Raw genomic sequence first — 17,136 nt, forward strand, 5'->3', positions numbered from 1 at the left:
CTAGGCAGTAAACTATTTTAGAGATGAGAAGAGGGGGCATTCCAATGTCTAAAATGAAAGCAGGTCTTTTGTTCGTCAGTTTGACCGTCATGATTGTCAGCCTTTTTGGTTGCGGTTCCAATGGAGGGGATTCGGCTGGGTCTTCTTCCGGCGGCTCATCCGGTTCAGGCAAAATTACGTTGAACGTCACTTCCTCCATGACCGACGAAGCCCGGGTCAACATCATGAATGAAACGATCAAGATCTTCAACAAGACACATCCCGACGTCACCATTGAATACAACCCTAGTCCATGGTCTGAATATACGCAAAACCTAAAGCTGTCCTTCAATTCCGGCTCAGGGCAGGATATCGTCTACGTCGACGATACCATGCAGCAGATGCTGCAGAAAAACAACTACCTCATGGACATTACTGAAGATATAAAGAGCCGAGGCTGGATCGACAAAGAAGTAAACGGGGCGATTGACTTCCAAAACGCCAGAACGCCGGGCAAGTACTACAGCGTTCCGTTTGCGAATGCTCCCATCGTTGTTTACTACAACAAAGACATTTTTTCGAAGCTGAATTTGATGCCGCCGAAGACGGTGGATGAATTTAACACGATTCTATCCAAGGTCAAGGAAGCCGGATACATTCCATTGGAGAATGGCGGTATGACCAATAGAACGAAAATATGGGCAGTGTTCCACATGCTGTATAACCAGGTGCCGGTGGACGATATCAATAAGTTCTACTTCCAGCAAGGTATTACGCCAAAGTTCGAGCAAGCGTTTACGGCAGCGCTGAACCAAATTAACGAATGGGACAAAAGCGGATATTTTCGGAAGGAAGACGCGTCAATCGACGACACTGCGGTGCCGACCTATTTTGCGAAGGGACAGTCTGCGATGGTGCTCAGTGGCAACTGGGTCATCCCGACTTTTGATGATACAAAGATGCCGATCGGAGCATTTGCCTTCCCTCAGCAAGATGTGAACAGCAAGGAACACCGGATCGTAAATCCAACAGATGGCGGATGGGCGCTGAACGCCAATCTAAGCGGTGAAAAAAAGCAAGCGGCACTGGATTTCATAGACACGTTCATGAACCCGGATGTCGTCAAGCTTTGGTATGAAGGCGGCATGACACCAACGATCAAAGCGGACATGTCTGGGGTTGAGGCTTCCGACTTGAAGAGAGGCTTCGATCAGGCCATTGAAGGTACCCAACTGGGCTACTACCTCGACAATGCCGTTCCGGGACTGCTCGATATTATCAACAAACAAATGCAGTTAATGTACTTCCAGAAAACCACACCTGAGAAGGCATGGAATGAGATTAAGCAGGAGTACAACAAGCTGACCGAGGCAGCTCAAGGACAGTAGGCACATGGACACATGTCAAGATGTCCTTTAACTCGTCCAGGTTAAAGGACATCCATCCTGCAAGATTGAGGTGATTAATATGAGACAAGAAGCCGTGCCCCAGCCGCGACGTAGGTTCAGACGAATTGGAGCTGAGAAGACCAATCCGCTGGCGTACTTGTTCCTTCTGCCGGCATTTGCGATGCTCGCTCTCTTCATGATTTGGCCGGCGCTGCAAACGTTTTATATCAGCATGACGAACTGGGATGGGATTAGTCCGAAGAAGTTTATCGGATTACAAAATTATATTCATCTGTTTACCGACGAGCCAATGTTCTTGCAGGCGATCAAGAACACGCTGCTGTGGGTCGTTGGCGGCGCGACGATTCCCGTCGGACTGGGTCTTATTTTTGCTAATTTGCTTGTTCGTGGGAATATCCGATTCACGAAGTGGTTCCAAATGGGCTTTTTCTTCCCACAGATTATCTCTTCCGTTATTGCAGCGGTGATCTGGAAGTGGATTTACGATCCAAGCTTTGGTCCGCTGTCCACGATTCTGGATCATCTCGGCATCGCACGACCGATGACCGGCTGGCTTGGTAATCCTGATCTTGTCATGTACGCTCTGTTTGTCATTTTCGTATGGGGCAGCTTCGGCTATACAACGATGCTCTTCACTGCAGCACTGCAGAGCGTGGATTCGCAATTGTACGACGCCGCTAATATTGACGGCTGCAGCGCTTGGGGCCAGTTCTGGAACGTCACCATTCCCGGTCTGCGGCAAACGATGACGACGGTCATCATCCTAATGACGATCAGTTCCTTCAGCGTGTTTGACATCGTTATGGCCACCACCAAAGGCGGGCCGGGATACAGCTCGTACGTCATTTCCTATTATGTCTACACGCAAGGCTTCATTGTCAATCGGTTGGGGTTTGCAGCGGCCGCTTCCATTATTATGACGTTATTTATTCTCATCGTTTCGAGAACCATCATTTGGATGAGAGAAAGGGATCAAAGCTGATGAATATGACCCGATCTTTGCTTTTGCGACGCACACTTGTTTATGCCTTCATGATTTGCACGGCGCTGTTGACGGTCGCTCCGTTTCTGCTCGTCATCATGACATCACTAAAAACGATGAACGATATCAACATGAACGGCCCCTTAGCGCTGCCACATGTTTTCCATTGGGAGAATTATTCTCGTATCTGGGAAGTCGGCAATTTTCTTACTTATTATAAGAATAGCGTCATTGTTACTGTCGTGGTCGTTGTGCTGGTCGTTTTGTTGTCCCTGCTCGGCGCTTATCCATTTGCGTTCATGAAATTCAAGGGTAAAAGCGTCTTCTTCCTGATCGTCCTCTGGGGACTGACAGTCCCTTTGGATTTGATCATCATTCCGTTGTTCAACAATTTAAAGTCCATGGGCTTGCTGAATACGATTTGGGCACTCATTCTGCCGCAAATCGCGATGAATATTCCGTTCTCCATTTTTCTGCTGAGAGGGTTTATGAAAGACATCCCTTATGCCCTGTTGGAATCGGCCCGGATCGACGGCTCGACTGAAGCGAAAAATTTGTATCATATTATCATGCCGATGCTGTATCCACCCATGGTGTCCCTTATCGTGTTTACGGCAATCGGAACATGGAACAACTTTATGCTTCCGACCATTTTGATCCAGAATGACGCATTGAGAACACTGCCGGTCGGACTAAATTATTTTCAAACCAAGTTCACCATGGATTATCCCATGATTGCCACGGCTGCCATTGTTTCGGCCCTTCCGGCTGCGCTGGCTTACATCATCTTCCAACGCAAGATTATTTCAGGCGTCATGGTGGGTGCTTTGAAAGAATAGATCACAAAGGAGTTGTTTAACGATGAAAAAGATGAAGATTGCGTTAATCGGAGCAGGAAGCGTCTCGTTCGCCTTGGGAGCCCTGCAGGATATCGTTCTGTCTCCACGGCTCAGAAACGAAGCGGAACTTGAAATCGCACTCATGGATATTAGCGAGGAGAACGTCAACCGGACGTATCGATATGCGAAGGAAATGTTTGATTCTTTTTCCCATCCGGCTTCGATCTGGCAGACGACGAATCTGGAGCAAGCGCTGCAGGGCGCCGACTTCGCCATTGTTGCGATCGAGGTGGACCGATACTTCTACTGGTCTCAGGATTTTCATATTCCACGCCGCTATGGCAGCAAGCAAATCTACGGGGAGAACGGCGGGCCGGGATCGATGTTTCATACGCTCCGCAATCTTGGACCCATGCTCGAAATTGCCCGGACGATGGAAAAGGTATGCCCGGACGCCTGGTTCATCAACTATACGAATCCGGAAGCGAAATTGGTAGCGGCCATTTCCAAGTTAACTTCCATTAAGATTGTGGGCCTCTGCCACGGTTTGGATATGGGTATCCATCAATTGTGCGAGTTTCTGGAGCGGAAGCCGGAAGAAATCGGCATCGAAGGCGGCGGCTTGAACCACTTCGGCTTCTTCACGAAGATTTGGGACAAGAAGACAGGAGAAGATCTGTATCCGTTGTTCCGCGAAAAAGAGGGCAAAGCAAATCGCCTGGCACAGTTCGATCATATCGGGCTGTCAAGAGCGATGTATCACATTTACGGCTATTATCCATACCCGGGGACGAACCATTCTGGTGAGTACGTCTCTTACGCAGATGATTTTTATGCGGGGCTGTCGCTGCAGTACCGCTATAATCCAATTCGGGAGCAGCTGTGGAAGGAAGGCTCGAGAACACCGGATTTTGTCTATGCTGCGAGCGGCAGCAGCCTGGACAAAGGACTGTTCGACAGTGTGCAATCGCAGGAAAGCTGGGTTAAACAAGCTTACACGTTCGATAAAGAGAAAGTTAGTCCGAGCAACGAATACGCCATTCCGATCATTGAGGCGATCTTTTTCGATGATGAGGTGCAGATCAATTCCGTGAACTTGCCGAACAACAGCGCTATCCGTGGTCTTCCCGACGATATGGTGGTTGAGACGCAGGCGTTCGTCAATGGGCAAGGTATCACACTGAAGCCGATGACCGTTGACCTGCCGACGGCGGTGATTGGTACGATTCACATTCAAGGCACCATTCACAAGCTGCTGCTCGAAGCGTTCGTTGAGAAGTCGAAGACGAAGCTGCTGCAAGCGATTCTGCTCGATCCAAGCGCGCCAACTTATTATCAGGCCTGCGCGATGATCGACGAAATGTGCGAGCTTCAAAAGGACATTTTGCCCGCCCTCGAATGGGTGTAATCCGGAAGAGAGGCCTTAAGATGGATAATAACCGATTGAAAGAGTTACTGGCGTCCATGACGCTGAAAGAAAAGTTCGGGCAGTTGTCGCAAATTACGGGCGAGCTCTACGTCGGCCAAGTCGACGAGGAAATGGTGGAGACTGGACCCGCCTACCCGCAGCACATCCTGGATGAGGACACGATCTACACGATCGGCAGCGTCATTGGCGCCTCCGGCGCCGAAACGACCAATCGAATTCAGGCGGAGTACTTGCAGCGCTCCCGGTTGAAAATCCCCTTGCTCTTCATGCACGACGCGATTCACGGTTACCGGACGATTTTCCCGATCCCCCTCGGCCTGTCCTGCAGTTGGGACGAGCAGCTGGTGAAACTGGTGGCAGAAGAGACAGCTTCCGAGCTTCGGGCGGCCGGCATTCACGTCAATTTCTCTCCGATGACGGATCTAGTCAGGGACGCCCGCTGGGGCCGGGTCATGGAATCGTTCGGCGAGGACCCTTTGCTATCGGGCAACTTGGGCAGAGCCATGATCCGCGGGTATCAGAAAATCCTCCGCGATGGGCGAATCGCCCCGGACGGCGTCGCTGCCTGCCTGAAGCATTTTGCAGCGTACGGAGCGGGAGTTGCGGGGAAAGATTACAATGCCGTCGATATGTCCATGCGGGAATTTTTCGAGTTCTACGGCAAGCCTTATGAGATCGCGCTGCAGGAACGGCCGAAATTGGTCATGAGCTCGTTTAACAGTTTCAATGGGGTGCCGGTAACAGCCAGCTCCGAAATGCTCAAGGAAATTCTGAGAGGCCAGTACGGATTTGAAGATTTGGTCATCTCTGACTGGGGCGCAGTTACCGAGCTGCAGAAGCACCGCGTGGCCCGAGACGGTAAAGAAGCTGCCGAATTGGCGCTGGAAGCGGGCGTCGACATCGAGATGGTTTCGACGCATTACCTGGAGCATTTTGAGGCCATCGTTGCAGAGCGGCCGGAACTGCTGGAGGACGTGGACGCGGCCGTGATGAAGGTACTGCGACTCAAAAACGAGTTGGGCCTGTTTGAAAATCCATTCGCTGACGAAGCCAATGAAGACGAAGTTATTCTGAATCCGGTTTCCCTTGCGCTCGCTGAAGAAGCGGGCATACGAAGCTGCGTTTTGCTGAAAAACGAGAATGAGATGCTGCCGCTGCGTCCGGAGCACCGAAACATTATTCTCGTTGGACCGTTCGCTTGCACGCGAGAGCTGCTCGGGAATTGGGCCTGCAAAGGCCGCTTCCGCGATGCCGTATCGCTGGAAGAAGGTTTACAACAGGCAGATGACTCGCTGTCGGTCGCTACTTTTGCTACGCTGGAGGATTGCCCGAAAGAGGTGCTGGACCGATGTGATTACATCGTTGTGGCGATCGGCGAGTATTGGGAGCAAAGTGGAGAGGGACACAGCAGCGTCTATCTCGAGCTGGAAGACAAGCAAAAGCAGCTGATTCGGGATGTAAAGAAAACCGGGCTGCCGTATGCCTGCGTTTGCTTCTCCGGCCGGCCGCTGGCGCTGCAGGATATCGTCGACGATATGCCAGCATTGCTGTGGTGCTGGTACCCGGGGACAAGGGCAGGGGTGGCTGTTGCAATGCTTCTGACCGGTCAAGCGACTCCGACAGGTAAGCTGACGATGTCATTTCCGCGCGTTTCTGCGCAGACGCCGATTTATTACAACGAGTACAGCACGGGCCGGCCAGCCAACACATCCAGCTACAGCAGCCGGTATCAGGATTGCGACATCGGACCGCTGTTCGCGTTTGGCCATGGCTTAACTTACACCCAAGCGACCTATTCGGACTTCACTATATCGGGCAGCCGAATTTCGGAGACCGAGGATTTGTGGGTGACCTTTCAGATTAATAATCCCAGCCAATACGAATACTCGGAGATCGTCATCCTGTATATTGAAGATGTCGTATCCAGGACAGTTCGTCCGGTTCGGGAAATGAAGGCATACCGGGTCGTTCCGGTTCCGGCTTATGGTTCCGCGAACGTCGAGATGCCCATCACCTTGGAGGACTTGAGATATGTAGATGCCGATTTACGAAAGACGGTCGAACCGGGAGAATTTCGGGTCTACATAAACGATCTTGAACATCCGTTATTTACGTTCGAATATTGAGTCATGCGGTCAAACAGAAGCCACTTAAACTTTTAATGTTTAACGAGCAAAAGACTATCCGTAATCGGATAGTCTTTTGCACTATTCATTGGACACTTTATATTTTGTTAGAGTCTCAGGAATACAAAACGGCTTTGGAAATTCCTAATATCTCTTGGTGGAGGTCTTTTCCGGCAGCAAGAATGCTGGTGCCAGGGAGGTATACTTTAACCGGTTCTCCGTTTAAACAAGTCACGGTACCGCCTGATTCTTCGATTAGCAATTTACCGGCAGCAAAATCCCACGGCTTTTGGTAAGAACTAAAATACGCATCAAATCGCCCGCAAGCCACGTAGGCTAATTCCAGCGAGCCGCATCCGGTCATGCGGATTCCTCTGGAGTCATTAGCTATTTGGTATACAAATCGATCCAATCCAAGCTCTTTTTCTTCCTGGTCATATCGGATGTATGTCGCAATTAATGATCTGGATAATTCCGCTGATTCAGTATGAATCCATAGTCGCTGGTTGTTCAGATAAGCACCGGAGCCTTTTTCTGCCCAGAAAAGCTCTTCCTTAACAGGATCATACACAGCCCCGCATAACCCTTGTCCATCCCGGTACAAAGCGATCGAGATGGCAAAACTCTGCTTCTGATGCACATAGTTTGTTGTCCCGTCGATGGGATCAATAACCCAAACGAAATCGTCCTGCTCAAAAGCATCTCCGCTGTAACTTTCTTCTCCCATGATTTTGTGATGGGGGTAACTTTCATGGATTCGTTGTGCAGCAATGTGTTCATTTTGACGGTCCACTAAAGTGACTAATTCTTTATGCGATCCTTTCAGACCTGTATTCAGGTGTCCTTCTAAATGAAGTAAACTATTTTTTCCTAACTCGATTACGCATTCCTTGAGCAGTTGAAGATAAGGTTTGGGCATATGAAAAACCTCCGGGCCTGTTTTTAAAATGCTTAGTTAGATCAAGTACTTTCATTAATTATATCTTATAAGTAAGCCAACAAGGGTTAAGTATTGGACGGGTAGTAAATCATCCGAGCAGTCTTCGATTGTTCTTCGGAATTTAAAAGCCGTGTTGGTGCGGCTTTGATTCCGCTCAGGAACATGGTACAGGTCAATGTAATATCCTTACATTAGACCATATAACAAGGAGAGCTTAGATGAGCCGGAAATTAACCTTTGATTATATTATCGTAGGAACGGGTCCTGCTGGCGCCGTCATCGCCAAAACATTAAGTGATCATAAAGAAGTATCGGTTCTTGTCCTGGAGGCCGGTGGGAACAACGATAAAGACACCCCCATCAGGGACTCTACATTCGCACTTGAATTGGAAGAACAGTTCTTTCCCCAATATTTTTGGCAGGGGGAGGGGGTTCCGCAAGAGGAGCTGGATGAACGGGCATTTGAATGGACAACGGGACGCCTTTTAGGCGGTGGGTCATCAATTAACGGTGAGCAGTATGTACGTCCTACATCAGCCGTTTTCCGGGAATGGGAAAAGCTCTTAGGTCCGCTGTGGTCACCTAGACGGGCCATTCGCCGATTCAAGAAATTAGAGAAGTATAACGGAGAAACCGATAATCTAAACGCCCGTGGATTCAATGGACGGATCGATATCAGGCAGGCCCCGGTAAACCCTACGTCTATGGCGGAAAAGCTCACAACGGCTATTGAGAGGGCTACAGGCTATCCCGAGATCCTTGATTATAACGATCCTAAAACTCCCCTGGGCCCATTTACCCGCTGGCAGCTGTATCAAAATCCCAAAGGCCGAAGAGAAAGTTCCTCCAGAGCCTTTCTCTCCCCGGACATCATGACGCCTTCCGGCCGCGGTGTAGACGGCAGGAAACTCAAAGTGTTCTTTAATTCAACGGCTCTGCGCGTGCTTTTTGACAAGAAACGCGCCACAGGGGTCGAATTCCTGAAAGAAGGAAGACGCCTTCGTGCTTACGCGCAAAAAAAGGTCATCATATCTGCGGGCATCAATAGCGCTCAGCTATTAATGCTGTCCGGAATAGGCCCGGCTGCTCTACTTAAAGAAGCTGGGATCCCAGTGGTTTTCAATAACCCGAACGTAGGGAAGAGATTGAGAAATCACACGCTTAACACTGTGGTGTTCACTACGAATCCGAACGATTCTGCCCTGCCTGCGAATGACCCGGATGCTCTTTATACAGGGGGAGCCTTTTTGCCTGATCCGACGGGTGTAAACAGCCATCGCCGGGCGGTTCAACTGATTGGCATTGGTTCTGACAGCACGTTAACTTTAGCGGTTCTTTACTTGCGCCCCAAGAGCCGCGGCTCGATTAAGATCCAGAACAAGGATCCGCTTAAAATCGTGCTTGCGGATGAAGGATTTCTTGCCAACCCGGATGACATGGAAGCTGTTAAAAATATTTTTAGAACCTATGTGAAAAATATAGCCGCAGAACTCGCATCCATCGATCCGTCGTACCAGCTTGTTTCACCGACACTGGATATGATTGAGGACGACGCCCAATTGGAGGAGTATATTAAACAGAATTTCGACCATAATCATCACCAGCAAAGCTCCCTTCGTATGGCTCCGTTAAAAAAGGGAGGGGTAGTGGATCGAACGGGCCATGTGCATGGGGTAGAGGATCTGATCGTTGCCGACGCTTCCATCATTCCATTTACGGTGGACGGTAATACATCTGCCGCTACTTTCCTTATTGGTTATACGATTGCCAAGCAACTGATCTCACCGGATAAAAAAGGCAGAAAACAGCCATCCGAGGGCGACGAAGAGTAATGGCCCCAACGTATTCATAAGTAACGCCTAAGTCCCCGAGCTCGAAAACCCGGGGACTTTTTCTACATGCGGTGCAGCCGGTGCATGAAGCGCTTTGCTCCTTGTTGTTCCTCAGCCCAAAAACTTAATGGATTCTTTGGTTTTTCTGGCAAATGCAATGGGATCATCGATCGACTCCCAGTGAACGTACATCAAGCGCGGATTCTCGAATAACCAGTGATTGTGGACGGCCGTTACTTTAATCCCGTTTTTGCGGAGATTGCTCAGCAAGCGGTTGACTTGATTTTGGAAGAGAGCGGTTTCGCCTAAACAGAGTGCCTTGCCTGAACTGTTCAGGGATTCGAAGGAGAAGAGTTGGTAGCGGACCAAAGGAGAAGTGGTACGTCTTCCTAAAATCGAGGCTCTAATGACCCGATTTCTGGAGACAAAACAAACCGGACCTTTCGTAATTTCGTGCTCCGTTCCACCTAAAATAGCTGAGAATTCGTTACAAAGTTTTTTAAAGCGAGGACTTACTTTAACTTGCGCCATCCGAAATCATCCTCCCATGAAATGATATAAATACAGCCTGCCCGTTTAACCGTGTTAGCCCAGGAATTTAATGGATTCTTTTGTTTTTCTGGCGAATGCGACCGGATTGTCAATAGACTCCCAGTGCATATACATTAAGCGAGGCTGCTCTTTCAGCCAGTGGTTATGGACTGCGGTTACTTTAATCCCGCGTTTACGGAGGTTCGACATCAACCGGTTCACCTGATTTTGGTGAACGGCCGTTTCACCCAAACAAAGCGCGCGGCCCGACTTATCGAGAGACTCGAAGGAAAACATTTGCATTTGAACCAAAGGGGAACGCGTTCTTTTTCCCAGAATGGTTTCTCTTAAATTCGTCATCCGCGTAACAAAGCAAACCGGACCTGCCTCAATTTCCGATTCGCCTCCCAATATTTTTCCGAATTGGGTACAAAGTCTTTTGAACTGCGGGCTAACCTTTACTTGTTCCGCCATCATAAGTCCTCCTTTAATCAAGTTCTATGTATTCTATGATCAAGGAAGGAAGAGGTATGGACTGATAGCAGAAGGGTACTAGCATAAAAAACGAACGACCGATGCTACATCATGAGCAGGCCGGTCCGTTATAAAATGTATCGCTTTTTCTTCCAGAGCAGCATGACAAACGCTTGACGTGAAGGAGCATTCTGTGATAGTTTCATCCATATCAAATGAACAGGGAGGGATAAAGCGATGACGATTTCTGAGATTGTAGATGATCAGGTGAACCTGTCTTCGAGAGCAATGCTGGGCAAGGTTCACCAAATCACAAATCGGATACCGGAGCTTTATCCTTCTATGCATAAATATCGCAGGTGACTTGTTTTTAAAATAGTCGCTTGTTTGTGTATAGCTTGGTTAATGTATCGCAAGAAAGCACCGGTAAGCTGGTGCTTTTTTTGCGTTGTCTCCGTGTAAAAGGAGATCGTTAACGTTGAAGCACATCACGAAATATGAAAAAATCCGCCAGATCCTATCTATCCTGAAACAACCGGATTATAGATACAGGCAAATAACAGAGGCTATTTTCAAGCAGAAAATCGGACATTTCGAAGAAATGACGAGCTTGCCAAAAGCCGTAAGAAATGAATTCATCAAGGAGATTGGCAACTCTGTACTGAGCATTACGCCCAAAATCGTGCAGCAGTCCAAGCAAGTAAGCAAAATTCTTTTTGCCATCCCTGGCGACGAGCACATCGAGTCCGTAAAGTTAAGTTATAGAAACGGGTGGGAATCCTATTGTATCTCATCCCAGTGCGGCTGCGGGTTTGGCTGTACCTTTTGCGCTACGGGAACGCTGGGGTTGAAGAGAAATCTCACAGCGGATGAAATCACGGACCAGCTTCTTTATTTCCACCTGAATGGTTACCCATTGGACAGCGTCTCCTTTATGGGGATGGGTGAGGCTCTTGCAAATCCGTATGTATTTGATGCCTTGCATGTGCTGACCGATCCTGAGCTTTTCGGCCTGGGGCATCGGAGGATTACGGTGTCTACGATAGGCATACTGCCTGGAGTAAAGAAATTGATGAAGGATTTTCCGCAGATGAATCTAACCTTTTCTCTTCACTCCCCATTTCCGGATCAGAGAAGCGAGCTCATGCCCATCAATCATCATTTTCCGCTGGAAGAAGTGATGAAAGTGCTTGATGAGCATATTCAAACGACGAAACGAAAGGTATACATTGCTTATATCCTTTTGAGGGGAATCAACGACTCCGCCAAACACGCTGAAGCGGTTGCTGATTTACTGCGGGGAAGAGGACCATGGGAACATTTATATCACGTTAATCTCATCCCTTACAATGCCACCACGGCCACCCCGCAAAGTTATAAAGAATCGGATCACAGCGGAATCAGCATGTTCCTTAAAATCTTAAAGACCAAAGGAGTCCATGTTACCGTCAGAACCCAGTTCGGTTCCGATATCAACGCAGCATGCGGTCAGCTGTACGGATCTGAAAAAAATTGAGCCAGGTTCCCCAATCTATTGATCCAGGCCATCTATGCTCCTTTTTCATCTACTAGAATGACTTCAGTTAAAAGGAGATGACGATAGATGGCCTCTACCATACGTGTCGTAGGTATTTTTACGAACGGTGCACGGTCGAGTGCAACGGCCGAAGAACGCCAAGCCAGGTTTAATAACGATTTAACCCTCGCAAATGCAGCATGGGGAACCGGTTTTGCTCCGGGTGTAAGCTGCGGGCTTCGATTTGCTTCATTAAGAATATTTTATCATCCGGATGTCACGATCGATGCGAGTACCGTGTCTAACGTCAATGACCCAAGAGTAGCGAATCTGATTACTCAAGCGAGAAACACTCTTAATGATGCGACCGCCATATACGTTGTTTATCTAAGCGGAGACAGCTTATCGCCGGGATCGATCGGAAACGGAGGACCGGAATTCACCTTTTTCCGGAGCACAACGGATTATGGACTCATAGGCCGTGTTGTATTGAGTGGTCGAGCTATTGACACGTATGCATTTGCGCATGAGGCAGGCCATGTATTATTTGGACGCTTTTTGGACAACAGCAACCCCGGGAGTTTTACGATCAATGATCCTTCGAACCCTGGCAGTGCCCACAGCAATAATCCACAAAACCTGATGTATCCCATTATTCCATCAAGTGATCCAATCATTAATTCGGCTCAGTGCTCGGTTGCCAAGCAGAGTAAAGTGATCGCACAAAATGCCGCGAGTTCTTATCTAAAAAACAAGAAATTAGGGAGCGCCCGGAAGAAGAACAACCGGCCAATGGTGAAAAAGCTCAATAATACCCTGACTGCGAAAATGAGAAGAATGAAACCGGATGTAAGCCGGCGAAGACGCACCGCGAAAGCCATTTCAAAGGCAAGAAAGCCATGCTGCAGACCCGCCGCAAACCGTCGGCGGACTTTGAAGAGTAGATGAAGTGACTAAACCAAGTAACCGTTCCGTCTGTCCGGACTTTCTCCGATGTTCATTATGCGAAGGCACTCCAACCTGGAGTGCCTTCTTCGCGTGGTGCTCGATAAGGCAAACCGAACCGAGAGTCGTGATATTCGCCCAGAACGTTTATGCATTTGCCCTAATAAGATGTTGTTAGCCTTAGCAATGTTAGAATGGAGGAGGAATTTACAGATGCCGAAAAAAAAGGCCGTCATCTCAACGAAAAAAACATCTTCCAAAAAGCCGCAGCGGCATGTACATGAATTTGAAGGCAGTACCCAACTGGCCGAAGAAGGCGAAGAACGTCATAACCATCGTTTTGCCGGGGGTACGGGTCAAGCCATTCCTGTAGGGAATAGCCATGTGCATGAAATTGATCTGACAAGAACCGATTTTTTTGATCATTTTCATAATCTGAAAAAAATTAGAACCGGACCAGCGATTTCAGTAGGGAATGGGAAACACGTCCACTTTGTTACCGGCCAAACGACATTAAATGACGGTCACGTACACAAATTTAAATTCGCCACGCTAATTCAATCCCCGCTCGTTAATTGAAATCAGCATGGAAAAAAGCCGGAGTTTCCGGCTTTTTTTGATCCATAAACGGGATACAATGCATACGTGATCTGCTCAGTATTTCTCCAAGTGGTAATAGTTGCGCGGGGATTTGCGGTATTGCCCAGGGCTCATGTCGAACATTTTTTTAAAAGTCCATTGAAAATGGGTGACGTTGTTGAACCCGACCGAATGAGCGATATCCGTAATCCGCTGGTTCGTATACAGGAGCATTTCCTTGGCCCGCCAAATGCGTTTGAAGGTAATGAACTCCACGACGGAAAAGCCTGAATTTTGCTTGAATACGCGGCTCAGATAGGATGAATTCACTCCGATAAAATCGGCGATACGGTCCAGAGTGATTTCTTCGGCATAGTACTGCGCGATGTATTCCATGGCTTTGGATACAACGGGTTTGAAATGCACATGCGACGCGTCCTCCATCTTAGAATAGGGGGAATTGTCCTCATAACCTTCTTTGATCTCCAGTAAAATCCATTGCAGGAGTGACTTGATTTTTTGGCTCGAATAACGGTTTTGATGGTCGTATTGCTCTTGCAGCTGACTGAAGCCGAATTCGAGCTTCTTTTTTAAAGGTTCATTGACTCTAAGGCAATGGGAGAATCCCGGCTCGCGTTCTTCGAACAAAGACAGCAGATTGACCTCGTCCTGCAGCGGATCGGTTTCGGCAAGCTGCCGGTTGAACATAAGTACTTTGGCTTCAAACGGTTCGTTGTTGATCAGCTGGCTTTTATGGAGCTCCTGATTGCCGATGACGAACAGGTCGCCTGGTTCAAACACATAGGTTTTGTTATCGATATAAAACTGCCCCCGTCCCGATAAGACATAGAACACCTCCAACTGCTCATGCCATTCAAAGGGCATCCGCCACTCTTCCTCGTTTAGATTCGTAAATATTTGAAATTCATCGAATCCCTGAAACGTTTTTAATGAATCGGGCAGACCATCCTTTGGGGAGATATTGTTCTTGTGCTTATCCATCTCTTCATCCTCCCCCGGTTTTATTGGTTTATATGAGATATGAGCTGCCATAGATTTTGCGAAAGGATTCGGTTTTCCGAAGCTCGCCATCTTTCGAAGCGGACTGCACATGTCTCAAATAGTTCTCCTTGAACGTTCTGCCTCCGGAACCTTGACTGACATGCGAATCAGCGGCTTGAAGCTTGGCTTCCCATGTGTCAGTGACATCCACCGTATAATTAGGTTCGTCCGACCAGAGGAGGTAGACCTCACGCGGCTTCCACGGCTGAATGCCTTCTTCCAGATGCTTCGGATAATAACCGTAGCTGTCGGCCAAATAAGCGGCTTCGGCAGCGGCTAGGCCGAGTGCGCGATGGTCGGGATGGAATTCCCATTTTCTCCAGGCGTCCAGAGTGATCACCACATCGGGTTTTTCGTTCCGGATCAGGCGGAAGATGCGTTCCTTCAAGTCCGGCTGTTCGCTTAAGGTTCCGTCATCGAATCCGAGCTGGATCACTTGATTCACGCCCAGAATGAGGGCGGCATCCGCCATTTCCTTTTCGCGGGTCTGGGCTAATTGTTCCGGCTTTACTGACGTATCCTGCGTTCCCCGATTCCCGTTCGTTGCGATGGCGATGGTTACCGAATGGCCTTGTTCGGCCAGTTTGGCCAGCGTGCCGCCGCAGGATACTTCGTCATCGGGATGTGCCGTGATTACAAGTACGTTCCACTTTTCCATAAGAAACCCTCCAGTTCATATTTAGGTTTTGAATTGTTATCCCTTTAACCCGCCCAGGGTAATTCCCTCGATAAACTGCTTTTGCAGCAGAAAAAAAATAAGGATCATGGGCCATACGGCCAAGAGCATGCCTGCCATCAATACCGGATAATTTGTCGTGAACTGCCCCTGAAGGGAGGCAAGTCCGACGGCCAGCGTCATTTTGTCCATCGAATCGTTGACCACAAGCGGCCAGAGGAAGTCGTTCCACGACCATAGGGTGGAGATGATCGCCACGGAAATCAATCCCGGCTTTGCTAACGGGAGCATGATATTCCAGTAAATGCGGAAGGGATTGCACCCATCGATCCTGGCAGATTCCTCGAGTTCCGAAGGAAGCCCAAGAAAAAACTGACGCAGCAGAAAAGTGGAGTACGCGCTGAACATACCGGTTACGGTAATGGCTTTCAGGGAGTTCAGCCACCCCAAATCTTTCATTAATAAGTACTGGGGAATCAGAAAGACTTGGCCGGGCACCATCATGACCGATAAAACCAGCAAAAACAGCAGGGTTCTGCCGGGAAAATGAATTCTGGCAAAGGCATAAGCGGCCAGGGAACTGAATAACAAACCGAAAAGCACCTTGACGAGCGTCGTTACAACCGTATTCCAATAAAACGTCATAAAAGGAAGCAGGTCGGCGACCTTTTGGAAATTGTCCCAATGCGGCTGGCCCGGAAGAATCGTGATCGGGATCCGGGTAACTTCATCAGGAGCTTTTAAGGAAGTAAGAAGTGACCATAATACAGGGACAACCATAAGGAACGACCCGACCATGAGCACAATATGGATGATCATAGGCTGGAATCTTCGTTTCTGTTTTGCATGCGTGACGGTGGTCATCTTTGCGCCCCCTCCTTAATCATAATGCACCCATTTTTTCTGCAGTTTGAATTGGAGCGCCGTCACGATCAGGATAATGATAAATAATAGAACGGCAATGGAAGATGCATATCCCTTATCATTTTTAATAAAAGCTTGTTGATAGAACAAGTAGACAACCGTATGGACATGATCGATGGCTACTGTGCCGACCATCATATAAATGAGATCGAATACCTGCATGGCTCCGATGAGCGAAGTAACTGATACGAAAAACAAGGTCGGCGTAATCAGAGGGAGCGTGATCCGGAAAAATTGGGACACTCGGCCAGCGCCTTCGATGGAAGCCGCTTCATAAAGCATAGGGGAAATTCCCTTAATTCCCGATATGATAATGACGGCTTGAAGACCAACCGCTCCCCATACAGCTACGCCTACGACGGAGATGAGAACGGTTCGGGAATCCGTCAGCCAGCTAACGCCGTGAATCGAAAGCAGCTTCAGGCCGGCGTTCAGCAGCCCGTAATCGCCATTTAATATCCATTTCCAAGACATGGCGATGGCAGCCGGCATCAACACGGACGGCAGGAAAAAAATCGTCCTATACACCGATATGCCGCGCACTTTGCTGCTCAGCAGAACACCCGCCAAGGTGGACAGAATGACAATCGCAGGCACATAGATGATCACGTATTGAAGCGTGTGCAGAAGGGAATGGTATACGGCCGTATCACGGATCAGCCTGATGTAATTGCTCAGACCTGTCCAATGATAATTGCCAAAATCGCTCCATTCCGTGAAGGATAAATAAATGGTCCGCAGTACCGGCCAAATGAACAACGCGCCCATGCCGAACAGAAGAGGGAATACCATGGCGTATCCCCATCCATATTCCCTTCTCTTCAGCTTTGAACGCTTGGCGTTGATAGAGGATGATTGTTTAACATTCATCACATGAGTTTCCCTCCGATGCA

The 17,136-nt window shown here is 48.6% G+C and carries 16 protein-coding genes; 9 read left to right on the forward strand and 7 right to left on the reverse strand.

The window, feature by feature from the left end; all coding sequences use genetic code 11:
- Positions 1 to 44: 44 nt before the first annotated feature.
- The 5 genes from ABID47_RS10670 (at position 45) to ABID47_RS10690 (ending at position 6,764) form a co-directional block, all read left to right on the forward strand.
- The gene (locus ABID47_RS10670; RefSeq protein WP_354496489.1) at positions 45 to 1,367 is read left to right on the forward strand and encodes an ABC transporter substrate-binding protein; all 1,323 of its coding nucleotides are present in this window, start codon (positions 45 to 47) and stop codon (positions 1,365 to 1,367) included.
- Between the two features lie 79 nt (positions 1,368 to 1,446).
- Positions 1,447 to 2,370, forward strand: coding sequence for a carbohydrate ABC transporter permease (locus tag ABID47_RS10675; protein WP_354496491.1), 924 nt, complete (start codon positions 1,447 to 1,449; stop codon positions 2,368 to 2,370).
- Positions 2,370 to 3,209: a carbohydrate ABC transporter permease gene (locus ABID47_RS10680; RefSeq protein WP_354496493.1), complete on the forward strand. Its 840-nt coding sequence runs from the start codon at positions 2,370 to 2,372 to the stop codon at positions 3,207 to 3,209. Before ABID47_RS10675 ends, ABID47_RS10680 begins: the two co-directional genes overlap by 1 nt.
- Before the next feature lie 22 nt (positions 3,210 to 3,231).
- Positions 3,232 to 4,617, forward strand: coding sequence for a family 4 glycosyl hydrolase (locus ABID47_RS10685; RefSeq protein WP_354496495.1), 1,386 nt, complete (start codon positions 3,232 to 3,234; stop codon positions 4,615 to 4,617).
- Between the two features lie 20 nt (positions 4,618 to 4,637).
- Positions 4,638 to 6,764, forward strand: coding sequence for a glycoside hydrolase family 3 N-terminal domain-containing protein (locus ABID47_RS10690; RefSeq protein WP_354496497.1), 2,127 nt, complete (start codon positions 4,638 to 4,640; stop codon positions 6,762 to 6,764).
- A 115-nt stretch (positions 6,765 to 6,879) separates the two neighbouring features.
- On the opposite strand, the gene ABID47_RS10695 is transcribed toward ABID47_RS10690, so the two are convergent.
- A complete protein-coding gene (locus ABID47_RS10695; protein WP_354496499.1) occupies positions 6,880 to 7,683 on the reverse strand; it encodes an inositol monophosphatase family protein in 804 nt (267 codons plus the stop codon).
- A gap of 239 nt (positions 7,684 to 7,922) precedes the next feature.
- On the opposite strand from ABID47_RS10695, the gene ABID47_RS10700 reads away from it, so the two are divergent.
- Complete coding sequence (locus tag ABID47_RS10700) at positions 7,923 to 9,536, forward strand: GMC family oxidoreductase (protein WP_354496501.1); 1,614 nt, start codon at positions 7,923 to 7,925, stop codon at positions 9,534 to 9,536.
- Positions 9,537 to 9,647: 111 nt separating this feature from the next.
- On the opposite strand, the gene ABID47_RS10705 is transcribed toward ABID47_RS10700, so the two are convergent.
- Positions 9,648 to 10,067 (reverse strand): DUF1259 domain-containing protein, encoded by a 420-nt coding sequence (locus ABID47_RS10705; protein ID WP_116232483.1) that lies wholly within the window; start codon positions 10,065 to 10,067, stop codon positions 9,648 to 9,650.
- A gap of 54 nt (positions 10,068 to 10,121) precedes the next feature.
- Positions 10,122 to 10,541, reverse strand: a complete 420-nt coding sequence (locus tag ABID47_RS10710; RefSeq protein WP_076169217.1) for a DUF1259 domain-containing protein — start codon at positions 10,539 to 10,541, stop codon at positions 10,122 to 10,124.
- A 478-nt stretch (positions 10,542 to 11,019) separates the two neighbouring features.
- Between ABID47_RS10710 and ABID47_RS10715 the strand changes: the two genes are divergently transcribed.
- The 3 genes from ABID47_RS10715 (at position 11,020) to ABID47_RS10725 (ending at position 13,581) form a co-directional block, all read left to right on the forward strand.
- On the forward strand, positions 11,020 to 12,057 hold the full coding sequence (locus ABID47_RS10715) for a Cfr family 23S rRNA (adenine(2503)-C(8))-methyltransferase (protein WP_354496504.1): 1,038 nt from the start codon (positions 11,020 to 11,022) through the stop codon (positions 12,055 to 12,057).
- A gap of 87 nt (positions 12,058 to 12,144) precedes the next feature.
- Positions 12,145 to 13,005 carry a hypothetical protein gene (locus tag ABID47_RS10720; protein ID WP_354496506.1) on the forward strand — a complete coding sequence of 287 codons (861 nt, stop codon included), beginning with the start codon at positions 12,145 to 12,147 and terminating at the stop codon, positions 13,003 to 13,005.
- A gap of 210 nt (positions 13,006 to 13,215) precedes the next feature.
- Complete coding sequence (locus ABID47_RS10725; RefSeq protein ID WP_354496508.1) at positions 13,216 to 13,581, forward strand: YmaF family protein; 366 nt, start codon at positions 13,216 to 13,218, stop codon at positions 13,579 to 13,581.
- A 75-nt stretch (positions 13,582 to 13,656) separates the two neighbouring features.
- On the opposite strand, the gene ABID47_RS10730 is transcribed toward ABID47_RS10725, so the two are convergent.
- The 4 genes from ABID47_RS10730 to ABID47_RS10745 are packed head-to-tail and all read right to left on the reverse strand — an operon-like array spanning position 13,657 to position 17,113.
- Positions 13,657 to 14,583 (reverse strand): AraC family transcriptional regulator, encoded by a 927-nt coding sequence (locus ABID47_RS10730; RefSeq protein ID WP_354496510.1) that lies wholly within the window; start codon positions 14,581 to 14,583, stop codon positions 13,657 to 13,659.
- Positions 14,584 to 14,611: 28 nt separating this feature from the next.
- On the reverse strand, positions 14,612 to 15,301 hold the full coding sequence (locus tag ABID47_RS10735) for a PIG-L deacetylase family protein (protein WP_354496512.1): 690 nt from the start codon (positions 15,299 to 15,301) through the stop codon (positions 14,612 to 14,614).
- Between the two features lie 36 nt (positions 15,302 to 15,337).
- On the reverse strand, positions 15,338 to 16,183 hold the full coding sequence (locus ABID47_RS10740; RefSeq protein WP_212970223.1) for a carbohydrate ABC transporter permease: 846 nt from the start codon (positions 16,181 to 16,183) through the stop codon (positions 15,338 to 15,340).
- Between the two features lie 15 nt (positions 16,184 to 16,198).
- On the reverse strand, positions 16,199 to 17,113 hold the full coding sequence (locus ABID47_RS10745) for a carbohydrate ABC transporter permease (RefSeq protein ID WP_354496514.1): 915 nt from the start codon (positions 17,111 to 17,113) through the stop codon (positions 16,199 to 16,201).
- Positions 17,114 to 17,136 lie beyond the last annotated feature (23 nt).

Source organism: Paenibacillus favisporus (assembly GCF_040545415.1).
GTDB classification, from domain to species: domain Bacteria; phylum Bacillota; class Bacilli; order Paenibacillales; family Paenibacillaceae; genus Paenibacillus_AQ; species Paenibacillus_AQ favisporus.

What these genes read in the sequence shown, in the direction of transcription:
- ABID47_RS10675 (WP_354496491.1), top strand. Translation starts at nt 1,447, where the DNA reads ATGAGACAAGAAGCCGTGCCCCAGCCGCGACGTAGGTTCAGACGAATT.
- ABID47_RS10740 (WP_212970223.1), bottom strand. Translation starts at nt 16,183, where the DNA reads ATGACCACCGTCACGCATGCAAAACAGAAACGAAGATTCCAGCCTATG.
- ABID47_RS10690 (WP_354496497.1), top strand. Translation starts at nt 4,638, where the DNA reads ATGGATAATAACCGATTGAAAGAGTTACTGGCGTCCATGACGCTGAAA.
- ABID47_RS10705 (WP_116232483.1), bottom strand. Translation starts at nt 10,067, where the DNA reads ATGGCGCAAGTTAAAGTAAGTCCTCGCTTTAAAAAACTTTGTAACGAA.
- ABID47_RS10700 (WP_354496501.1), top strand. Translation starts at nt 7,923, where the DNA reads ATGAGCCGGAAATTAACCTTTGATTATATTATCGTAGGAACGGGTCCT.
- ABID47_RS10735 (WP_354496512.1), bottom strand. Translation starts at nt 15,301, where the DNA reads ATGGAAAAGTGGAACGTACTTGTAATCACGGCACATCCCGATGACGAA.
- ABID47_RS10710 (WP_076169217.1), bottom strand. Translation starts at nt 10,541, where the DNA reads ATGGCGGAACAAGTAAAGGTTAGCCCGCAGTTCAAAAGACTTTGTACC.
- ABID47_RS10720 (WP_354496506.1), top strand. Translation starts at nt 12,145, where the DNA reads ATGGCCTCTACCATACGTGTCGTAGGTATTTTTACGAACGGTGCACGG.
- ABID47_RS10725 (WP_354496508.1), top strand. Translation starts at nt 13,216, where the DNA reads ATGCCGAAAAAAAAGGCCGTCATCTCAACGAAAAAAACATCTTCCAAA.
- ABID47_RS10730 (WP_354496510.1), bottom strand. Translation starts at nt 14,583, where the DNA reads ATGGATAAGCACAAGAACAATATCTCCCCAAAGGATGGTCTGCCCGAT.
- ABID47_RS10685 (WP_354496495.1), top strand. Translation starts at nt 3,232, where the DNA reads ATGAAAAAGATGAAGATTGCGTTAATCGGAGCAGGAAGCGTCTCGTTC.
- ABID47_RS10670 (WP_354496489.1), top strand. Translation starts at nt 45, where the DNA reads ATGTCTAAAATGAAAGCAGGTCTTTTGTTCGTCAGTTTGACCGTCATG.
- ABID47_RS10745 (WP_354496514.1), bottom strand. Translation starts at nt 17,113, where the DNA reads ATGAATGTTAAACAATCATCCTCTATCAACGCCAAGCGTTCAAAGCTG.
- ABID47_RS10695 (WP_354496499.1), bottom strand. Translation starts at nt 7,683, where the DNA reads ATGCCCAAACCTTATCTTCAACTGCTCAAGGAATGCGTAATCGAGTTA.
- ABID47_RS10680 (WP_354496493.1), top strand. Translation starts at nt 2,370, where the DNA reads ATGAATATGACCCGATCTTTGCTTTTGCGACGCACACTTGTTTATGCC.